Here is a 16599-nt window from a genome sequence, read left to right on the forward strand (position 1 = left end):
ATCAGCACAGACCGCTGACCCATCTATTGGAAGAGGAACACATCGTGACCACCACTTCAGAGCTCAATGAGCTCACCAAAGCCGCCACTGCCGCGGCGGCCATTGCTGCAGCAGCCACCGACGCTGAGCGTGCCACCTGGCTGATCGCCGCTGCCGACGCACTGGATGCGAACGCGGACGAACTGGTAGCTCTTGCCGATACTGAAACCCGGTTGGGGCCAGTCCGCCTGAAGGGCGAGGTTGGTCGAACCACCGGCCAGTTGCGTCTCTTCGCGCAAGTGATTACCGAGGGCTCCTACCTGGAGGCCATCATCGATCACGCCGATTCGTCGTCGACCCCGCCGAAACCGGACCTGCGGAGAGTGCTCCGCCCGCTGGGACCGGTCGGAGTCTTCTCTGCGTCGAACTTCCCGTTCGCCTTTTCCGTCGCGGGCGGCGATACGGCCTCAGCCCTCGCCGTCGGTTGTTCGGTCATAGTGAAAGCCCACTCGGGGCATCTGAAGTTGTCCGAGCGCACCGCAGAGATCGTCACCGAAGCGCTGGACACTGCTGGCGCCCCACGCGGCATTTTCGCCCTGATCAGCGGGCGGAGCGCTGGTACCGAATTGGTCCAGCATCCGGCCATCAAGGCAGTCGGCTTCACCGGCTCCATCCCCGGCGGGCGTGCCCTGTTCGACCTGGCGGTGTCGCGGCCCGACCCGATTCCGTTCTACGGTGAACTGGGTAGCCTGAACCCTGTCGTCCTGACCGCCGCCGCCGTCGCGGCGCGCGGCGGCGAACTTGCCGAAGGCCTGGCGGGCTCGTTCACCATGGGCGCGGGACAGTTTTGCACCAAGCCCGGGCTGGTGTTCATCCCGGCAGGCACCGACTTCCCGGCGCAGGTTGCTGCGACTGCTGGAACCAGGGGCGAGGCGCCAATGCTCACCACCAGGATTGCCGAGGCCTACCCCGACGGCCTCCGTCAACTGGCCGACCAGCCGGGTGTGGAGGTCATCAGCGGCGAGGTCGCCCAGCAGTCAAGCAGCGGTGACGCTGCCCCCGTGGTCTTCGCCACCAGCGCTTCAGCGGTCCTGGCCAACCCCGAGACCATCCTGGAGGAGTGCTTCGGCCCCACCACGGTACTCATTGAGTACACCGATCAGGACGAGCTCACCGCTGCTCTCGAAAAGGTGCCCGGCAGCCTGACCGGAACGATCCACGCTAAGGCTGGCGAGGACGTCACGGCACTGGTGACGCAACTGTCAGGTCTCGCCGGCAGGGTGCTGTTCAATGGCTGGCCCACCGGTGTCGCAGTGAACTGGGCCCAGCAGCACGGCGGTCCGTGGCCCGCCACGACCTCCCTTTTCACCTCGGTGGGCGCGACGGCGGTCCGCCGGTTCCTGCGTCCCGTCGCCTATCAGGACGCACCAGAAGCAATGCTCCACCCGGCACTGCAGGAGGAGAATCCACTCAACATCCCCCGCCGGGTTGACGGTCAGCTCACCGTCTCCAGCTAGCGTCCACCAATACCGAAACCGCCCTACAGCTGAAGAGTTGTGGGGCGGTTTCGGTTGCCTACCCCGATGGTTGGCCAGCGTGGGTCAACGCTGAGCACATCAATCCCCGCGTCGCCCACCAGCACCGTGTCCTCGATTTTCACGCCGGGAGCCGACGGGTTCCAGGTAAAGGCCTGGTTGGCCAGCACCTCGTCGTCAGTAGCTGGCGTGGCCCGGGGGTCTCTCCCCGCGTAGCCCGCCGGACCACCCTGGTGATGCAGTTGCCATTGGTCAGCACCAAAACCGTGCTTCTGATAGGACGCCTGGAGCACGCTGAAGGCTTCATTCAACCGCGTACCGGGCACTGTTGCGTTGAAGATATCCCGCTCCACCAACGCGATCCGCCGTTCGGCGTCGAGCGCTGCTGCAGTTGCACCACCAAACCGCACCCACCGGGTAACGTTTGCGACCATGCCGTGACGGCGCGCGCAGACCACCACCATGGCCCCGGCCCCCAGCGATGATTTGGTGGGCAGTGGATGCCGGAAGGCCGACCGGCTGCTGCCGTTGCACAGCAGGACGAGGGGCTCAGCACCAGCGGCGGTCACCAGCCCGGCCAGGGCAGCTACTACCTCCCGCTCCGTGGTCTGCGGCGTCACCGTTGCCAAAACGTCGGTCAGGATCGTTGCGACCTCCCGGTTCAGCGACCGGTACCTGCCGAGTTCGACGGGCAGGAGGCTGCGGCGGGCGGCACGCAGGTCGCGGCTCACCTCCGCTTCGGCAACGGCGGAGATTCCGGTCCCGAACCAGCCGGCGACGTCGTGCAGCGGCTGATGCCACGGCACCTGGTGGAGCGCGAGCCCGGGCGGAAGCTCCTCGGCCGTGAGCCGTTCGATCTCGTTATTGAAGGTCACCAGATGATCCCCGTCGCGGGTCACCAGCACAGCAGCCACCGGGTCCCCGGCCAGACTAATGTGAACCCGGCTACCGCCGAGATACCAGGTCAGGACCGTGTTGGTGGTCAGAAGAACAGCTTCGTGGCCTCGCCGTTCAAGGGCCGCCAGAACCCGGCTCCGTTTGGTTTGCCGGTCGGCTGCCTGATCCGCTGCGGTGGGTTGATCCTCCGGATTGCTGGGCGCAGGGAGCGCAGGGTCACCGACCAGCATGCCGCCGCTCACTTCCGGCCCATGGTGCGATTGAGGAGGGCTTCGATACCTGGGGCGTCGAGCCTGCCATCGGCGACCATGACCTTGACGGTCCTGGTCAGCGCGGACCCCGGTTCGAGGACCACCGGATGCTCCCAGGCCAGCGACAGGCCGACGCCGGGGTATCCCTCCAACCTGACGAACCAGGGGTCGGGCGCCTCCGGGGAGGCCAGGAACAGCAGGGTCGCGTCGCTGCCGCCAAACTGGGCGTCAACTGCCAGCCACGGGGAGGTAGTTCCGTGGACGCCCGCTTCCCCGGCAGCGTCGGCCGTGTGGATGTTGGTTTCGCTCACTGGGGGCAGCCGCCAGAAGAACCCACCGTAGCCGCCTCCTGTCCGCCCGTTGGACCCTGGGCTGCCGAGCTCCACCCGGGTCCCGCGAGCGGTGAGGGTGAACTCCAGGGTGAGTAGCCAGGTGGAGCGGTCCACCTGGGCCCAGGACCAGCGGCGTATTTCATCCAGCAGGACCGATTCGTCAGGTCCGGTCCAGACCAGGGCCTCGGTGAGCGTTGTGCCGGTTGCCTCCGAGCCGGTGGATTCGATGCGCCCGTGGTCGTCCCGCCAGATGTACCCGGCCGCTTCCCTGCGGTAGGTGCGGCCGCCCCAACAATTTACGCCGTTGACATCCTGGATGGCGACTCCCGCGCCCAGGTGCCAGACATGGTCCAGTGGCAGATGGTCGGTGACGACCGTGCCGGCAAGAGTGCGTACCGGGTGGAGGTATGGTCGGGGGGCCAGCGGCGGCGCGATGGTGCTGCCGTCGCGATGGTCGGCGACGGTCTTTCCGTCGAGCGTGAAGCTCTTGGCTGAGGAGGTCGCCCCGGTCCACTCCGGGACGAGTTCGCTGAAGAGGGCCTGCGCCCGCTGTGCACGCCGAATCAGGGATTCGACGTCGTGCACCACCGGGTGGGCGTCATCTGCGTCGCCCTGCCAGGTGATGAATCTGAACGGAATGGCGCGGGGTGCTTCGGCGGTCCGAATAGCCTCCATGACGGTCATGAAAGCGCCTGCGGATTCGAGCGGGCTCAGGAGGGGAACGCCTTCGGAGCGGTGGGCCAGCAGGTTCTCGAGCAAATCGGTTCGGCCGAAGTATTCAATCTGGTCGCCTGCGGCTGTGGTGACAGCGAGCTCATCCTCGGTGTAGTAGAAGACGATCCGCCCGCTGGTGCCTTCTACCGTGACGCTGGGGCGTTCCTGGGTTGACGCGGCCAGGGTCAGCGCGCAGAGTACTGTCTGCCCGGAGGCGGTGCGGATTCGCAGGGCCGTGGTGTCGTCGCTTTCGATCTCGTGCGCGCGGAACAGGTCGGTCTCGACCGACAAGATGTCGGCCCGGGTGCGGGCGCCGGCCACCCGGAGGGCAGTTGCCACGGCGTGGGCAAGGGGGTTGGTGGCTACACCGTCAACTACATCTTCGCCGTCGAGGGTTCGTTTGCCGGCCCATCGGGACCGTTTGAAATATCCTCGGCTACGGACCCAGCGACCTTCAGCACTGATCCCGCGCACCGAGCCGATCTTTCCGGTGGAAACAAGTTCATCAATACGGTCCAGGGCCAGGGAGCCCAGGCTCTGAAACCCGGTTTGGACTACTGAAGCCGAGTCGGCTGCAGCGGCAAGGAGGTCCTCGAACTGCGCCATCGACGCGACGGGGGGCTTTTCCAGGTAGACGTCGCTGCCCAGGGTGAAAGCGGTCTGGGCGAGCGGGGCGTGCGACTGGATGGGAGTTGCAATGATCACGATGTCCGGCTTGGCTCCCGAATAGGCGAGGGCGTCGAGATCGCGGTACACCCCTACTGAAGCATCAAGGGTGTCGGGCTGAGGTGGTGTTGGATCCGCGACGGCGACCAAACGCGTCCGTCCCTCCGCCTCCAGCCGGGCGAGGTTGGCCAGGTGGCGCGCTCCATACCCATGCACGCCAACCAGGGCTACCGTCGGAACCGGCTGCATCACCGTGTGATGGGGGGTTGCTGCGTGAACATCGGGGAGGGCCATCAGTTGATCTTTCTGTAGATAAGCGGCCGGGAACAGGTGGGAGGGGACGGCGTCATGCCATCCCCTCCCACCTGAGGTTTCCTAGCCTGCGCTGATCAGGTTTTCGATCTCGCTGGTCATCTGCTCGGTTGCCTGCTCGGGTGTCAGTGTCTCGAAAAGCACCTCCGAGACGTACCGGCCCACGACATCCTGCACGCCGCCGGCTCCGACAGGCGAAGGCAGCGGGGCCTCAGCCATGTCAGGACGAATCTCGTCCAGGAAGGACACCACTGACTGGTCTGCCTCACCCAGCTCAGGGGTGATTGCCTCGGCCATGTCAGGGTTCACCGGGACCCCACGGTCAACAAGCATTACCTTTGCCGCTTCGGCGTCGTTGGCGAGGAAGTTCACAAACTCGGCTGCCGCTTCCTTGTTTTCTGACTGCTCTGAAACGGACCAGTACATAGAGGCCTTGTAGTACATACCGTTATCGGCTGCATTGCCTGACTCCGATGGAACACGGAGCATGGTGATGTCGCTGTCAGACGCCGTACGTAGGGCGGCCAGCTGGTTGGACCAGTACCAACCCATCCCTGCGCGGTTGGTGGGGAACTCGCCGGCTTCAAAAGTTCCCGAGGAGTTCTCGGTGAACTCGGAGGCGGTAGGTCCGCCGCCGTCGTCGCGCACGGTCAGAAGGTGCTCAAACCAGGAGGTGACGTTCTCCGGGCTATAGCCGACTCCGCCGTCTTCCTCGTTGTAGAGGGACTCGCCCTGCTGGCGTAGCCAGATGCGCAGGTCAACGTCCTGCGCTCCAAACTCGGTGCCAAGGGCATCACCCCCCAGCTTCTCCTCGAGTTCTGCCGAGATGTCGTAGTAGTCATCCCAGGTCCAGGTACTGTCATCCGGTAACTCCATACCGGCTTCCTCGAACAGACCCTCGTTCACCATGACCACGTAAGCGTTCTGGCCGGTACTCAACCCGTAGAGGCCATCCTCGTACCGGCCCAGGTTCAGGGCCGACTCGTCGAACTTGCCAAGATCCAGGCCCGGGAGCTCGCTCAGATCGGCGAGGGCGCCGCGGCCGGCGTACTCCTGAAGATACTTCTCATCCATGGTGATGATGTCTGGAGCGTCGCCACCTGCAGTTGTGGTCGCCAGCCGGTCCCAGTAACCGCCGAAGTCGCCGTACTCACCGGAGATGGTGACACCCTCATTGTTCTCCTCGAACATGGAGATCAACTGCTCATTGGCCTCATGGCGGGGGTCTGAGCCCCACCAAGAGAAGCGCATGTCTGCAGCGCCGGAGGCGTCACTGGCGCTGTCGCTACCCCCACCGCAAGCGGTCAGTCCCAGCCCGAGCGCCATGGCCATGGCCACCGCGCTGCGGCTCTTATTAGTGCCTGAGAATTTCGTCATTGATTTCCTCTTCTGTGATTTGTTCGACTGCATTGTGGATTCGATTGATCTTGTGGGCGGAATGACTAGCTCTGGATCAGGGCTTCAATCTCAGCGGTCATCTGTTCTGCCGCCTCGGCGGGGGTGAGGTTCCCGAACAGCACTTCCGAGTCGTAGCGGAGGATCACGTCCTGAACCCCGCCAGCACCTACCGGTGATGGGGCGGGACTGGTGGCGACACTCGATTCGATCTCTTCCAGGAAATCGACAACTGCCTGATCCGCCTCGCCGAGCTCCGGCCGGACGGCGGCTGCCATGTCCGGGTTTACTGGCACGCCGCGGTCGACCAGCATCTTCTTGGCTGGCTCCTCATTGTTGGCGAGGTAGTTCACGAAGTCCGCTGCGGCGTCCTGATTCTCGGACTGGCTGGAAATTGACCAGTACATGGATGCTTTGTAGTACATACCGTTATCGGCTGCATTACCTGCCTGAGAAGGCGCACGCAGCATTCGAACGTCGCTGCCCGACGACGCCCTGAGGACGCCCAACTGGTTGGACCAGTACCAACTCATTGCCGTTTTGTTTGTCGGAAAGCTTTGACCTTCAAAGGTTCCGGCCTGTGCCTCAGTCCATTCGGATGGAGACGTTCCGCCAGCCTCGTCACGGACCTTCAGCAGGTGCTCAAACCATGACTCAGCTCCTGCGGGGGTGTAACCCACCCCATCGTTGGTGTCGTTGTAGAGAGCCTCACCCTGCTGGCGCAGCCAGACCCGCAGGCTGCCATCCGGTGAGTTTCCGTAGTCGGAGCCACTCACCCCGTCGAGGTTTTCGGAGAGTTCCTTGGAGATCTGGTAGTAGTCATCCCAGGTCCAGGTAGTGTCGTCGGGAATTTCAACCCCCGCTTCTTCAAAGAGATCAGCGTTGACCACGACGGTGAGCGCATTGCGTCCGGTGCTCAAGCCGTACAGCCCGTCTTCAAACCTGCCCAGGTCGAGTGTTGTTTCGTCGAACTTGGACAGATCGAGGTTCGGCAGCTCGGAGAGGTCAGCCAAAGCACCGCGGCCTGCGTATTCCTGCAGGTACTTTTCGTCCATCGTGATGACGTCAGGCGAGTCGCGGCCCGCAGTGGTGGTGGCGAGACGGTCCCAGTAGCCGGAGAAGTCCGAGAACTCCCCTTCAATGGTGACGCCCTCGTTGGCAGCCTCATAATCCTCAATGATTGCTTCATTGACTGCATGGCGGGGGTCTGATCCCCACCACGAGAACCTAAGGCTGCCGTCCCCCTCGCTCGCGCCACCACCGCCGCAGGCGGCGAGTGAAAGGCTGAGGCCGGCGACCATGGTGACTGCGGTGGCGGTCTTGATACGGGTTGAGAAATTCTTCATCGAACGCTTCTTTCCTTGCGCGCCGGATGACGCTGCATACGTGCCGTAATTGGTTTACTTACCGCCGGTGGTGGCGATGCCCTTGACGAGATACTTCTGGCCGAGCAGGAAGACCAGGAAGATCGGAAGCAGGGAGACAATCGACATGGCGAACAAGGAACCCCATGAGGATGTGGCGGTCGAATCGACGAAGGAGCGCAGGGCGACAGGCACCGTGTACATCTCCGGATCGGTCAGGTAAATCAGCTGGCTGAAGAAGTCGTTCCAGGTCCATATGAACGTGAAGATGGTGGTAGTGGCCAGCGCTGGAAGCATCAGCGGGAGGATGATCTTGCTGAAGATCTTGAAGTGGCCGCAACCGTCGATCCGGGCAGCCTCATCCAGCTCTCTGGGCAGGCCGCGAATGAACTGGATCATCAGGAAGACGAAGAATGCATCAGTGGCCAGGAGTTTCGGGAGGATGAGCGGGACAAAAGTATTCACCCAGCCGAGCTCAGAGAAAATGATGTACTGAGGCACAATCACCACGTGGATCGGGAGCATGATCGTCATCAGCATGATGGCGAAGAGCACGCTCCTCTTCCTGAACCGTAGTCGCGCAAAGGCGTATGCGGCCAAGGAGCAGGAGACCAGGTTGCCGACAATGGAACCGAGGACCACGATCATCGAGTTGATCATGTAGTGACCAAACGGCGACTGCAGGGCGTTCCAGCCCTCAACATAGTTGCTGACCTCGAAGTGGGTGAGGAACAGACCGGTGAGGCGGAAGATCTCGTCGTTGGGACGAAGTGAACTGACAAGCATCCACAGCAACGGGTACAGCATGACGAAGCCGAAGACGATCAGGATCGCGTGTTTGATCAGACGGTTCCTGCGGCCGTTGTCTTTGGGCTTGACAGCCCCTTGGGGGGATGGTGAAGGGGACGTTTCTGGCCGTTCGGGGACTGGGGGTACCTGTCCCTCGCTGGCCTGCATATTAGTCGTCATAGAACACCCAGTATTTCGATGCGATGAAGTTCAGGAAGGTGAAGACAGCGATGATGACCAGGAGTAGCCAGGCCATCGCTGAGGCATAGCCCATGTTGAAGTTTCCGAAACCCTGTTGGTAGAGATACAGGGTGAAGAACATGGTCGAGTCGCTTGGCCCGCCTGTCCCGCCTGAGACCACGAAGGCTTGGGTGAAGGACTGGAAGGCGCCGATGATCTGGAGCACCAGGTTGAAGAAGATGATGGGGGTCAGCAGCGGGATGGTAATGGTGGCGAACTGCCGCACCTTCGAGGCGCCGTCCACTGAAGCAGCCTCGTAATACATGGTGGGAATCTGGCGGAGGCCTGCCAGGAAGATGATCATCGGTGCGCCGAAGGTCCACACATTGAGGATCATCAGGGTGCCGAGCGCGGTCGAGGGGTCGGAAATCCATCCCATGCCATCAATGCCGACCAGGGCGAGTACCTGGTTGATCAAGCCGTCGTTGCCGAATATCTGGCGCCACAGGACGGCGATAGCAACCGATCCGCCGAGCAGTGATGGGAGGTAGTAGATGGATCGATAGAATCCAAGCCCTTTCATCCCACGGTCCAGAACCAGTGCCAGCGCGAGTGCCGCAATGAGTTGAAGGGGTACTGAGATGAAGACGTAAAGGAAGGTGACCTTCAGGGAGTTCAGGAGCCGGGAGTCCTGCATCATCCGGATGTAGTTGTCCAGGCCGATCCATTCGGGAGCCTGCAGGAGGTTGTAGTTCGTAAATGAAAGATACAACGACGCCGCCATCGGGCCGACCGTGATTAGTGCAAGACCAAGGATCCACGGCGCCAGGAACAGATAGGAGGCGCGTTCTTCCTTCTTCTCAGCGTCGGTAAGTTTGCGCTTGGGCCCCTTGGGGCCGCGCTTCATTTGGGATAGTTCACCTAAGGCTGACATTACCCGCCCTTACCGCCCGCAGGGGAAAGTGAGCGGGCGTATCAGTTGGGAAGTTATCTGGCACCGTACCCATTCCGCCTCCTATCGAATCGTCATTGGTCCTAGTAGTCTTTAGCGAACCGAGAAAACGGTTTCTCAGGCGGCCTTAGTAGACAGTAACGTGTGACGTGTCCCACGTCAAGGAAAGCGGTTTCCAACAGGGTCGGTCAGTCACATAACTCAGCAGTGGAGCTCGCGCAGATGCTTATAGAAGGCCGACTTGAGCTCGAATCCAATGCCTGGCGCGTCCGTCGGACTGGTCCGCCCTCCCTGCACCACAGCCTGGTCAGCAAATCCGCCGGTCGGGAAGAACTCGCCGGGATACGACTCGTTGCCGCCCAGTTTGAGCGCCGCGGCGATATGCAGGGCAAACTGATGGCCACCATGCGGAATACAGGATCGGGGGGACCAGCCGAAGTCCGGGAGGATCGCCTGAATTCGAAGGTACTCAACCAGCCCGTAACCCAGCACCGGATCAAACTGGAGAATATCCAGTTCGGGCCTCATGCCGCCGTAGCGCAGGAGGTTACGGGCATCAGGCAGCGAGAAGAGGTTCTCTCCGGTCGCCATCCGATGCGGGTACCGTTCGCCGAGGCTGGCTTGCAGCTGATAGTCGAGAGGATCCCCAACCTCCTCGTACCAAAAGAGGTTATATGGCGAAATTGCCTCGGCGTAGGCCAGCGCAGTATCCAGATCGAACCGCCCGTTGACGTCGACGGCGAGGTTCTGCCCGCCACCCATAACCTCCATGGCGGCTTCAATCCGCCGCAGGTCCTCCGCGAGGCTTGCTCCGCCGATTTTCATCTTGGCGACCGTGTAGCCCAGATCCAGGAACTTCTTCATTTCATCCTGAAGTTCCGGCAGGCCCTTTCCGGGGGCGTAGTACCCGCCGGCAGCGTAGACAAACACATCTTCGTCAGGGGAACCGTCGCCGTAGTGGTCCGAGAGATAGCGGTAGAGCGGTTTGTCATCAATTTTGGCGACGAGGTCGAACAGTGCCATATCGAGGACGCCGACGGCGACCGATCGCTCGCCGTGACCGCCCGGCTTTTCGTTCTGCATCACGATCTCCCAAATCTTCTCCGGCGAAAAGTTGCTGCCATCCTCCCGAAGAATGTCTGCTGGGTCCGCGGCCATCAACCGGGGAATCACCCGCCGTCGCAGAATGTCACCGGCACTGTATCTGCCGTTGGAGTTGAAGCCGTACCCCACCAAGGGCTTTCCATCGCGAATCACATCGCTGATCACAGCGATAATCGAGACGTCCATCATGCTGAAATCAACCCAGGCATTGCGCATCGTGGAACTGATGGGCAGCGTGTCCTCGTGGATGGAAACGATCTTCATTGATTTACCTCCGGTGTTATAACTTATAACCTAGGCGGGGACGCTATCAACGCGTTGACGACCTGTCAATGATCGCGTCAGAAGGAGCGGGTGCTGCGTGGACAATGAAGCTGTGATGTACAAGACCAAGAGCGACCTGGCCTACGCGGAGGTGCGGAGCCGGATTTTGTCGGGCGCGTTGCCCCCTGGATCCCTCCTCCCCCAGCGGCAGCTGGCAGCATCCCTCGGCATGAGCCTGACCCCGCTCCGCGAGGCGCTCAAGCGCCTCATGACCGAGGGGCTGGTTGATCTCGAGAGTCACCGGGATGCTCGGGTCTCGACCATCGACTCGCAGGAAGTCCGGGACTTCATGGATGTCCGGTTAGCGCTCGATCCATTTGCCGCCCAGCTGGCGGCCGAGCGCTACACGGAATCCGACGTCGCCGTGATGGAAGAAGCTTTCAAGAACCTTCTTCCTGTTACCCGCACCCACGGTGATGCGGCCCTGAGCGCCCACCGGGAATTTCATGCGTCAATTTACCGTGCCACCCACAATCCCCGCTTGATCCACCTGCTGGATGAAACCTGGGATCAGTCTGATCGGTACCGCCGGCTCGGACTTGCCCGGCCGGAGGGCGAATCCTTGCGCGCCCAGGACCATGACGAGCATGCCGACCTGTTACGGCTCGTTCTTGCTCGCCGGCCGGAAGCTGCGAGGGATCTAATGGAGGGTCACGTGCGGCGCAGCGTGATCTCGTTGGCGGCGGACAGCCTCACCGGGGATTGACTGAGTGCCCTGCCTACTGCTTCGCTCTCTTGTATAACAAGTCAAGAACTTGTAATATCGGATGAAAATTTCAACGTCGGGACATTTTCATGGACACTCTCCTCACCTCTTCCGATCCTCTGGCCGCTGTCTCGGGCGGGGAGGAGTCCTCTGACCGGATCCGGTACGTCAAACTCGCCACCCTCACCCTCCCGCTCAGCACCCCTATCAGCGACGCCAAAGTGCTCACCGGACGCCAAAAGCCTATGACGGAGATCGTCTTCCTCTTCGCCGACATCTACTCGGAGCAGGGGCACCATGGAACCGGTTTTAGCTACTCCAAACGAGCCGGCGGGCCAGCCCAGTACGCCCATGCCAAAGAAGTGGCGGCAAACCTTTTGGGCCAGGATCCCAATGACATTGGCAGGGTCTATCAACTGCTGTTGTGGGCCGGGGCATCGGTCGGCCGCAGCGGGGTTGCCACCCAGGCAATCGCCGCGTTGGACATTGCGCTCTACGATCTCAAAGCGAAGCGGGCAAACCTTCCCCTGGCCAAGCTTCTGGGTGCCTACCGAGACTCAGTGAAGACCTACAACACCTCGGGCGGCTTCCTGCAGGCGTCAGTCGATGAAGTGAAAGAGCGAGCCACAGCGTCTTTGGCCGAGGGCATCGGTGGAATCAAGATCAAAGTGGGGCACCCTGACCCGGCAGTAGACCTGACCCGCGTTGCGGCGCTTCGCGAACATCTCGGGCCCACCGTCCCGCTGATGGTCGATGCCAACCAACAGTGGGATCGGCCCACGGCGATGCGGATGGGACGCACGCTCGAGCAGTTCAACCTCACCTGGATTGAGGAACCGCTCGATGCCTATGACGCCGAAGGACACGCCCAGCTGACCCAGGCCCTGGATACACCCATCGCCACGGGTGAAATGCTCTCCAGCGTCAACGAACACCTCGACCTCATCACCCATCGATCCGCCGACATCATTCAGCCCGACGCACCACGCATCGGCGGCATCACCCCCTTTCTGCGGTTGGCGGCCCTCGCCGACCAGGCGGGCCTCCAACTCGCGCCACATTTCGCCATGGAAATTCACCTTCATCTCGCTGCGGCATACCCCCGGGAACCGTGGGTGGAACACTTCGAGTGGCTTAACCCGCTCTTCAACGAGCGGCTCCAAACGATTGACGGCCGCATGATCGTTCCAAACCGGCCAGGGCTGGGATTCACCCTCAGCGAACAGGCCGCGGCGTGGACCTCCGACACAGTGGAATTCGGCACCCGATGACCACCCTCGCCAGTCGGGTCGTCGAAGACCTGAGGCAAAGCCTGCTCGACGGGCGCCTGGTGCCGGGGGACAAGCTGCCATCCGAGTCCGCGCTGGAGAAACAGTTCTCAGTCAGCCGAACGGTGGTGCGGGAGGCCCTCTCCCGCCTTCAAACGGCAGGTCTGGTGGAGACCTACCGCGGCAAAGGGACCTTTGTTCTGACCCGACCGAGTGGACAACCGTTCGCCGTCGAACCCGGAGAAATACGCTGCCACCAGGATCGCCTGGATCTCGTGGACTTCAGGATCGGCGTGGAGACTGAAATTGCCGCTCTCGCAGCCCGTCGCCACACGGTGGTGGAGCTGGGTGCCATCGAGAAGGCGCTGGCCGCATTTGGTGCTATCGAGCAGTCCCCTCGCGCCGCCGTCGAAGCCGACTTCGCCTTCCATCGCAGCATCGCCGTCGCGGCCCACAATCGGCTTTATCTGGACCTCGTCGTCTCGCTGGGCGCGTCAATGATCACCATGCCGCAGACCCGGCTGGTGCCGGAGAATCCGGAATCTGCGGCCAGCCGTTTCAACGTGGTGAGCCACGAGCATCTCGTCATTTTCACCGCAATCGGCGACAGAGATCCGCAAGGCGCTGCCGCAGCGATGCGTACCCACCTCACCAATTCGCGGCTTCGGCTGGCCTCCACCACGGGTCAGGCTTAGGGCATTGAGTCAGCCCAGCGCGATTGGCGGGTATGAGGACTGGCCCGCGTTCATGGCGACCCAGGACCGCTACACCCCCGCCGACAGCACATCGAACCGGGTCGCAGCAGCGCTCGGCGTGCCCGCGGTCACCCCGCTCAACCATGACCGCGACCTCTTCTGGCACGACGACGTCATCGTCGATGGGGTACGGATCCGCCACCTTGGCTGGCAGCTGCCCTTCGGCCCTCTGACCAGGGCCACGCTGCTGATCCCGCTGCACCACACCGGGAAACTGCCCGGCCTACTCTGGCTGAACTGCCACGGAGGCAACAAGTGGCTCGGGGCGGAACGTTTGGTCGACATTGGCCCGGACACCTCGCCCGACGTCGTCGCGCTCCAGCACAAGCTTTATGCCGGACGTGCAGTCGCCAACGACTTTGCCAGGGCCGGTTTCGCGGTCCTGGTGCACGATGCGTTCAGCTGGGGTAGCCGGCGGTTTAATCTCGATCCTGCACCCGGCCGGGCCGCCGATGCCCTGCGCGCCGCCACCGCTCTGTGGGCCAGCCAAGGGGTGCAGGCTGGCCAGGAGCTGAAGTACAACACCTTGGCCGCCCACCACGAGAACACCGTGGCGAAGGCCGCTGCGCTCCTGGGCACCAGCTATGCAGGGATGGTGGCCTACGAGGACCTGACGGCGCTCAGTGTCCTGCGCGGCCTGCCGGGAGTCGACGCGACCCGGATTGGGACTGGGGGGTTCTCCGGCGGGGGTGGACGCGCGTTGGTGTTGGCGGCGATCGCCGGGGATCTGGATGCCTGCGTGATCGCCTGCATGATGACCACCCATGAGTCGCTGTTCCCCGCCCACCTTGAGAGTCACTCCTGGCTATTAAGCACCCCGGGTCTCGCCACGGTCTCCGACTGGCCCGATCTGACGACGCTCGCGCCGGGCACCCACTTCCTGATGCAGTACGCCCTCGATGACGACCTGTTCCCGGTCGAGGGCATGCGGGCGGCGGACCGCCGCCTGCGGGAACTGCACCACGACACTGCCGACCGCTACCGTGGTGCGTGGCACGCTGGCGGCCACGTGTTCACGGCTGAGTTCCTCACTCAGGCTCGTGATCACTTCCTCGACGTCCTGCATTAGTCCTCGGGCTTGTCCCAGTCCTTGCGATGCTGCCTTACATTCACGGTCAGGACGGTGAACAGCAGGCACCCCATCCCTGCCACGAACAGTGGTGGCAACAACCATGTCACCACCCCCGAGACAGCCAGGACCACCACGATCAGCACCCCGCCCACCGGGTCGCCGCTCAGCATCCGAACACCCTCGAGGACTGCCGCCTTCCAGCCGCGTTCGGGTGCCCAATGGTAGCCCGTCTGCAGCAGGATCAGCACGGTCAGCGCGAGGCCCAAAATTCCGACGGCGAGGATCACCGGCCACGCGAACAATACCTGGGCCAGGGAGAGGAAGATGTTCAACCCGAGGAGCCCGGCGACCACTACTGCCACCGCGCCGACCACCAGACCGCCAGGCAATGCCCGTAGAAAATCGGCGCCGTAGTCCCGCACTGAACTACGCTCTGCCCGAAGGTACCGCTGCAAGTGTCGGGTGCCGGCGGCGATTGCTGCCGGAAGGGTGATGATCGGGAGCCCGGCGAAGGCGGTGAGCACGCCCGCCCAGATCACCTGCGCGAACAGTTCAACCCCTTTGGTGGCGCCTGGCCACTTCGATTCGGTGCCGTCCGGTTCCGGTGGCATAGTCTCCCGGCGACGCCAGCCAACCATCACGTTTTACCCGGTGGCGTGGGGCCAATCGACGCGCGGCATGAGGCACAGCTAAGTGAAACCATAGCTACAGCATGACAGGCTCTGGCGCCGAGGGTGAAGTGGGAGCAGACTGTGGGGAAGCGCTTACCATCAGGTGGCACTTGCCGCCCCGTCTTGGGTGCGCATGCAACAATGCTAGAGGCACCGACTGGGGATGAGCATCCGGCGGGCCGGCGGAAGGATGCAGTTCACTCATGGAACCAGGCGCAAACAAGCCCGCGGTGACTCTCAACGACGTGGCCCTGGCCGCTGGTGTTTCACTGGCGACCGCCTCCCGGTCATTGAACGGCAGCGCCCGGAAGGTCAATGACGCTTACCGGTTGCGTGTGGTCGACGCCGCCCAGCGCCTCGGGTACATCCCTAACCTTTTCGCCCAGGCTGTCGCCAAGGGCACCACCACCACCGTTGCGCTGTTGGTGGCTGACATCTCCGACCCCTATTTCTCCACCATCGCGTCGGGAGTGATCAAGGCTGCGGAATCCGCTGGCCTAGTGGTCACCATCGCCGTGACCGGCCGTAATCCGGAGCGGGAGCTGGCCACGGTCCGGGCACTCCGCGGACAGCGGCCACGGGTCATGATCCTGGCGGGATCCCGGATGGCGGATTCGCCGCAGGAGGCTGACCTTCGCAAGGAGCTGTCGGCGTTCGAGGAAAATGGTGGCCGCGTCGCCTTCATCAGCCAAAACGCTGCTCCGTTCGCCACGGTGTTACTGGATAACCGCGGTGGTGCCCGCGCATTAGCCGAGTCGCTGGTCGAGTTGGGGTACCGCCGCTTCGCCGTCGTCGCTGGCCCGCCAACTATTGTCACGTCCCAGGACCGTTTGCAGGGTTTCCGCGAGGGCCTCGCCGCGCACGGCATCGAACTGGATGGCAACCACATCGCCCACACCGACTTCACCCGGGATGGCGGGTATCAGGCCGCCACCGAACTGGTCCAGGCGGGCCTCGACGACGTCGATCTGCTCTTCGCGGTCAGCGATGTGATGGCGATGGGCGCGATGTCGGCGCTCCGCGATGCGGGCCTGGACCCGGGGCGAGATCTGGGTGTCGCCGGCTACGACGACATCCCCACCGTCCGAGACATCACCCCGTCGCTCACCACCGTCCGCATCCCTCTCGAAGAGGTGGGCCGTCGAGCGCTGGAACTGTCCTTCGGCGTCGTCCATGGACAGGGTGTCACTGGACAGGATGGCGCGACCGTTCCGGTGGTCACTGAGGTGGTCCGGCGGGACAGCACACCCCGCCGCTAGGCAGTCGAGTCATCAACCCCGGGATCGAGTCAACAGATATAACGTGTTTGCGGCCGAAACCCTGCTGTTTGCGT

At 62.8% G+C, this 16599-nt stretch carries 14 protein-coding genes; 6 read left to right on the forward strand and 8 right to left on the reverse strand.

Annotation, left to right across the window (positions count from 1 at the left end; genetic code table 11):
- The first annotated feature begins 41 nt into the window (after nucleotides 1-41).
- Nucleotides 42-1496 carry an aldehyde dehydrogenase (NADP(+)) gene (locus ACX80Z_RS08225; RefSeq protein ID WP_459315609.1) on the forward strand — a complete coding sequence of 485 codons (1455 nt, stop codon included), beginning with the start codon at nucleotides 42-44 and terminating at the stop codon, nucleotides 1494-1496.
- A 23-nt stretch (nucleotides 1497-1519) separates the two neighbouring features.
- Here ACX80Z_RS08225 and ACX80Z_RS08230 read toward each other — a convergent pair whose 3' ends face one another.
- The 7 genes from ACX80Z_RS08230 to ACX80Z_RS08260 form a co-directional block, all read right to left on the reverse strand.
- Nucleotides 1520-2641 carry a M24 family metallopeptidase gene (locus tag ACX80Z_RS08230; RefSeq protein ID WP_459315611.1) on the reverse strand — a complete coding sequence of 374 codons (1122 nt, stop codon included), beginning with the start codon at nucleotides 2639-2641 and terminating at the stop codon, nucleotides 1520-1522.
- 8 nt (nucleotides 2642-2649) lie between these two features.
- Complete coding sequence (locus ACX80Z_RS08235; protein WP_459315526.1) at nucleotides 2650-4668, reverse strand: DUF6807 family protein; 2019 nt, start codon at nucleotides 4666-4668, stop codon at nucleotides 2650-2652.
- Between the two features lie 81 nt (nucleotides 4669-4749).
- Nucleotides 4750-6063, reverse strand: coding sequence for an ABC transporter substrate-binding protein (locus ACX80Z_RS08240; RefSeq protein WP_459303581.1), 1314 nt, complete (start codon nucleotides 6061-6063; stop codon nucleotides 4750-4752).
- 65 nt (nucleotides 6064-6128) lie between these two features.
- The gene (locus ACX80Z_RS08245) at nucleotides 6129-7427 is read right to left on the reverse strand and encodes an ABC transporter substrate-binding protein (RefSeq protein WP_459303580.1); all 1299 of its coding nucleotides are present in this window, start codon (nucleotides 7425-7427) and stop codon (nucleotides 6129-6131) included.
- Nucleotides 7428-7481: 54 nt separating this feature from the next.
- Nucleotides 7482-8414: a carbohydrate ABC transporter permease gene (locus ACX80Z_RS08250; RefSeq protein WP_459303579.1), complete on the reverse strand. Its 933-nt coding sequence runs from the start codon at nucleotides 8412-8414 to the stop codon at nucleotides 7482-7484.
- On the reverse strand, nucleotides 8404-9348 hold the full coding sequence (locus ACX80Z_RS08255; RefSeq protein ID WP_459303578.1) for a carbohydrate ABC transporter permease: 945 nt from the start codon (nucleotides 9346-9348) through the stop codon (nucleotides 8404-8406). Before ACX80Z_RS08255 ends, ACX80Z_RS08250 begins: the two co-directional genes overlap by 11 nt.
- A 219-nt stretch (nucleotides 9349-9567) precedes the next feature.
- Entirely contained in the window at nucleotides 9568-10734 is a 1167-nt protein-coding gene (locus ACX80Z_RS08260; protein ID WP_459315527.1) for a mandelate racemase/muconate lactonizing enzyme family protein, read from the reverse strand.
- Between the two features lie 97 nt (nucleotides 10735-10831).
- Between ACX80Z_RS08260 and ACX80Z_RS08265 the strand changes: the two genes are divergently transcribed.
- The 4 genes from ACX80Z_RS08265 to ACX80Z_RS08280 all read left to right on the forward strand — a co-directional run bounded on the left by ACX80Z_RS08265 (nucleotide 10832) and on the right by ACX80Z_RS08280 (nucleotide 14592).
- Nucleotides 10832-11500 (forward strand): GntR family transcriptional regulator, encoded by a 669-nt coding sequence (locus ACX80Z_RS08265; protein ID WP_459315528.1) that lies wholly within the window; start codon nucleotides 10832-10834, stop codon nucleotides 11498-11500.
- Nucleotides 11501-11589: 89 nt separating this feature from the next.
- The gene (locus tag ACX80Z_RS08270) at nucleotides 11590-12771 is read left to right on the forward strand and encodes an L-talarate/galactarate dehydratase (protein ID WP_459315529.1); all 1182 of its coding nucleotides are present in this window, start codon (nucleotides 11590-11592) and stop codon (nucleotides 12769-12771) included.
- Entirely contained in the window at nucleotides 12768-13463 is a 696-nt protein-coding gene (locus ACX80Z_RS08275; RefSeq protein WP_459315530.1) for a FadR/GntR family transcriptional regulator, read from the forward strand. The genes ACX80Z_RS08270 and ACX80Z_RS08275 overlap by 4 nt, the downstream gene beginning before the upstream one ends.
- 4 nt (nucleotides 13464-13467) lie before the next feature.
- Nucleotides 13468-14592, forward strand: coding sequence for an alpha/beta hydrolase (locus tag ACX80Z_RS08280; RefSeq protein ID WP_459315532.1), 1125 nt, complete (start codon nucleotides 13468-13470; stop codon nucleotides 14590-14592).
- Here ACX80Z_RS08280 and ACX80Z_RS08285 read toward each other — a convergent pair.
- Nucleotides 14589-15206, reverse strand: coding sequence for a hypothetical protein (locus ACX80Z_RS08285; protein ID WP_459315533.1), 618 nt, complete (start codon nucleotides 15204-15206; stop codon nucleotides 14589-14591). The two genes, ACX80Z_RS08280 and ACX80Z_RS08285, sit on opposite strands and share 4 nt — an antisense overlap.
- Before the next feature lie 263 nt (nucleotides 15207-15469).
- Between ACX80Z_RS08285 and ACX80Z_RS08290 the strand changes: the two genes are divergently transcribed.
- Nucleotides 15470-16525 carry a LacI family DNA-binding transcriptional regulator gene (locus ACX80Z_RS08290; RefSeq protein WP_459303571.1) on the forward strand — a complete coding sequence of 352 codons (1056 nt, stop codon included), beginning with the start codon at nucleotides 15470-15472 and terminating at the stop codon, nucleotides 16523-16525.
- Nucleotides 16526-16599 lie beyond the last annotated feature (74 nt).

It is taken from the genome of Arthrobacter sp. TMT4-20 (genome assembly GCF_054510775.1).